Origin of the sequence: Paraburkholderia sp. RL17-373-BIF-A, assembly GCF_046030175.1 — a bacterium.
In the GTDB taxonomy this organism is placed as follows: Bacteria; Pseudomonadota; Gammaproteobacteria; order Burkholderiales; family Burkholderiaceae; genus Paraburkholderia.
In genome coordinates this window covers 1-1,446 of record NZ_JARESO010000254.1, presented here as the reverse complement: position 1 = coordinate 1,446, position 1,446 = coordinate 1, and the positions used below count along the sequence as shown (strand labels likewise).

Here is a 1,446-nt window from a genome sequence, read left to right as displayed (position 1 = left end):
GAAAGCGGCGATCGAGCAAGCCTTGATAGACATTTATTCGAGGCTAAATGAATTTCCTGGAAGTACGAATGTTAGTGTGGAGGTCGACGGAAATATTCTTCAAATTGATCAGCGCGACAATGAAAACGGGGCGCGCTCGCTTTGTGTTTTTTTGAATAATCTCCCTATTACAACAATTGAAGGTACGACCCTTCGTCAATTCAAGCATCATCTGGAAATTGATGTCACCAATATTGAGTGTGGCCGGATGATCGTCAGGCACGAAGTTCAAGACAGACTTGCCGCTATCAGCTTCGGTCACCGTTGCTCCACGATTGTCAATGGCCTCGTTCCTAAGTCGGCCACGCGAGACCACGCAAAGCATGGCCTGACAGAACAGGTTCTAGTCTACAATAGTATTGTGGGCGCCCTGCGCGACATTGGCGATCACGTCTCCGACACTTTCGATTTTGGAAACGCGGTATCTGCCGTTTCTACTTCCTTGAAGTATTCATGTGGGAATTGTCTTGAGATGGCGTATGCGGCCGCTGCCCTTGCACACTTGAGTGCCAAGAATTTTCTTTATTCGCGCGGATTGAAGGATGTCGAGATGCATATTGAGATCTACATGGCAGAGAGCAATGGGGATCACGTTTTTTGCGTAGCAAATTTTGCTCTGCATGGTGAGGTGCATCAGATTGCAATCGATCCGTGGTCGCAGGTATCTATGTCTTACGATGACTACGTTGAATATGTAACTGCCTGTCCATGTCCTCCTTACACAAATGAGAATTCAACGTTTTGTGTTTGTCGAACATCGACTGATGCGGTAAATTCTGAAAAATTTATCACTTCTACTCGAAAAATTTTTGCTAGATACGGCTTGGCGAAAGACTGCGTTTCCTCCGTATGAATCCAATCCGGGTCTTCTCCCTTCCTCATGAGAAACAATCAGCACCGGTTTAGTCACCAGAAACGGACAGAAAATCGGGGCGGTTTTCCCGGATTTTGGTTTGTTCAACAACGCCATCTTCGAGGAGCGTCTCAGGACCATTGAGCGCGTCTTTGCCTGGTCTACGTGAAACGCAGAAGGGAAACCCGCACGCTACTTTGTATCCCCAGCCCCCACGCTGAATGTGAGGCTGGCGCCGTTCCGGCAAGCGTCGTCGGAACGGCGCGCCCTTTATGGGCCGTCAGCAAGCCCCGTCAGGACTGGATCTCCGGTCAGAGTAGCGAGATCGGCTACCGTCCAGATTTGACTGGACGCGGAGCGTGACCGAAAGCCCATGCTGACAAGTGATTCCCGTAAACTGGGTAGGCGTAAGGATTCGTGCGGAAATGCGTATCATCGCCCGGAAAGGGGTATTCGCAATCGTCGCCAACGAAGCAGCCGATGCCGGACAGCCTTCAGGCATTGCGTGCAGATCGGGATTTCTTCGAGGGTTGCTCGCGGTCACTTGTGACTAC

At 50.3% G+C, this 1,446-nt stretch carries 1 protein-coding gene; it reads left to right on the top strand.

The genetic code is table 11. From position 1 onward, the window contains the following. Nucleotides 1-892, top strand: an 892-nt coding sequence (locus tag P0D80_RS50130; protein ID WP_408296176.1) for a hypothetical protein, incomplete at its 5' end; no start/stop codon positions are given. Between the last annotated feature and the right edge of the window lie 554 nt (nucleotides 893-1,446).